The following is a 1,950-nucleotide window of genomic DNA, read 5'->3' as shown; positions in this document are numbered from 1 at the left end:
ACATGTAGGCGGTGTAGTCGCTGCAGCGTGCAGCCTGCTGCATGTTGTGCGTCACGATGACCACGGTGTACTCGTTTTTCAGCTCGGCGATCAACTCTTCGATCTTTGCCGTGGAGATCGGGTCGAGCGCGGAGCAGGGTTCGTCGAGCAGCAGCACCTCGGGCTTGATGGCAATGCCGCGTGCAATGCACAGGCGCTGCTGCTGGCCGCCCGAGAGGCCCGAGCCGCTTTGCTGCAGCTTGTCGCGCACTTCGGTCCAGAGAGCGGCCTTCTTGAGCGCCCATTCCACGCGGTCGTCCATTTCGCTCGCGCTCAGGTTCTCGAACAGCTTCACGCCGAAGGCGATGTTGTCGTAGATCGACATCGGGAACGGCGTSGGCTTCTGRAACACCATGCCGACCTTGGCGCGGATCAGCGCCACGTCCTGCTTGGAGGTGAGCAGGTTCTCGCCGTCCAGCGCGATGGTGCCCTCGGCGCGCTGCTCGGGGTAGAGCTCGAACATGCGGTTGAAGGTGCGCAGCAGCGTCGACTTGCCGCAGCCCGACGGGCCGATGAAGGCCGTCACCTTGTTTTCGGGGATCTCGAGGTTGATGCCCTTGAGCGCATGGAACTTGCCATAGTAGAAGTTCAGGTCCTTGACCGAGATCTTCGAGCGCGACGGTTGTGCGGCGATGTTTGGCATGGTTGCTACTTCTTCTTGAATCAGAGTTTGTTGCGCGTGAGGACCCGCGCCAGGATGTTGAGGGCGAGCACGGCCACGGTGATCAGGAACACGCCGGCCCAGGCCAGCTGTTGCCAGTTCTCGTACGGGCTCATCGCGAACTTGAAGATCGTCACCGGCAGGCTGGCCATCGGCTGGCTGATGTCGGCGGTCCAGAACTGGTTGTTGAGCGCGGTGAAGAGCAGCGGCGCGGTTTCGCCCGCGATGCGCGCCACCGCCAGCAGCACGCCCGTGACCACGCCGGCGCGCGCCGCGCGCAGCGTGATGCTCAGGATGACCTTCCACTTGGGCGTGCCGAGCGCATAGGCCGCTTCGCGCAGCCCCGGCGGCACCAGCTGCAGCATGTTCTCGGTGGTGCGGATGACCACCGGGATCACGATCAGCGCGAGCGACAGCGCACCCGCCAGGCCCGAGAAGGTCTTGAAGTACGCCACCACCACCGCATAGATGAACAGGCCGATCACGATCGACGGCGCCGACAGCAGGATGTCGTTGACGAAGCGCGTCACCGACGACAGCCAGCCCTTGGGGTTGTACTCCGCCAGGTAGATGCCGGCCATGATGCCGATGGGCGTGCCCACGAAGGTGGCCAGCGCCACCATCACGAACGAGCCGAAGATCGCGTTGGCGATGCCGCCCGCCTCGTTCGGCGGCGGCGTCATCTCGGTGAAGGTGGCGAGCGCCAGGCCGCCCAGGCCCAGGCGCAGCGTTTCCCACAGGATCCAGACGAGCCAGAACACGCCGAACACCATCGCCGCGAGCGACAGCGTGAGCGCGATCTTGTTGACGCGGTTGCGCGCGGCAAACTTGGCCTGGCGCGTTTCGGCGAGCGCCTTCGCATTCAGCAGGTTTTGAGCGGTGCTCATGCCTTGGTCCCTTCGCTCTTCTTCATCTGGGCCAGCAGCACCTTCGACAGCGTCAGCACGACGAAGGTGATGAAGAACAGCACCAGGCCGAGGTACATCAGCGCGGCCTGGTGCAGGCCCGCGCCGGCCTCGGCGAATTCGTTGGCCAGTGCCGAGGTGATGCTGTTGGCCGCCTCGAACACGGAAAGCGAGTTGAGCTGGTTCATGTTGCCGATCACGAAGGTGACCGCCATCGTCTCGCCCAGCGCCCGGCCCAGGCCCAGCATGATGCCGCCGATCACGCCGGCCTTGGTGTAGGGCAGCACGACCTTCGACACCACTTCCCAGGTCGTGGAGCCCAGGCCGTAGGCCGACTCCTTGAGC

General features: G+C 64.6%; 3 protein-coding genes. All 3 read right to left on the bottom strand.

Annotated features, from left to right (window positions below; translation table 11 throughout):
* Window positions 1-682: phosphate ABC transporter ATP-binding protein PstB (gene pstB, locus AC1DOC_RS31620; RefSeq protein ID WP_478131333.1), on the bottom strand; the 682-nt coding region annotated here is incomplete at its 3' end.
* Window positions 683-702: 20 nt separating this feature from the next.
* Window positions 703-1,587: a phosphate ABC transporter permease PstA gene (gene pstA / locus AC1DOC_RS31615; protein ID WP_018906133.1), complete on the bottom strand. Its 885-nt coding sequence runs from the start codon at window positions 1,585-1,587 to the stop codon at window positions 703-705.
* The coding region (locus tag AC1DOC_RS31610) for an ABC transporter permease subunit (protein ID WP_478131332.1) at window positions 1,584-1,950 on the bottom strand (367 nt) is incomplete at its 5' end. The genes pstA and AC1DOC_RS31610, both read right to left, overlap by 4 nt.

Source organism: Variovorax sp. 01T439_2 (genome assembly GCF_056398445.1).
Note: the sequence above shows the minus strand (reverse complement) of the source record. Positions and strands in the feature narration are given on the sequence as shown.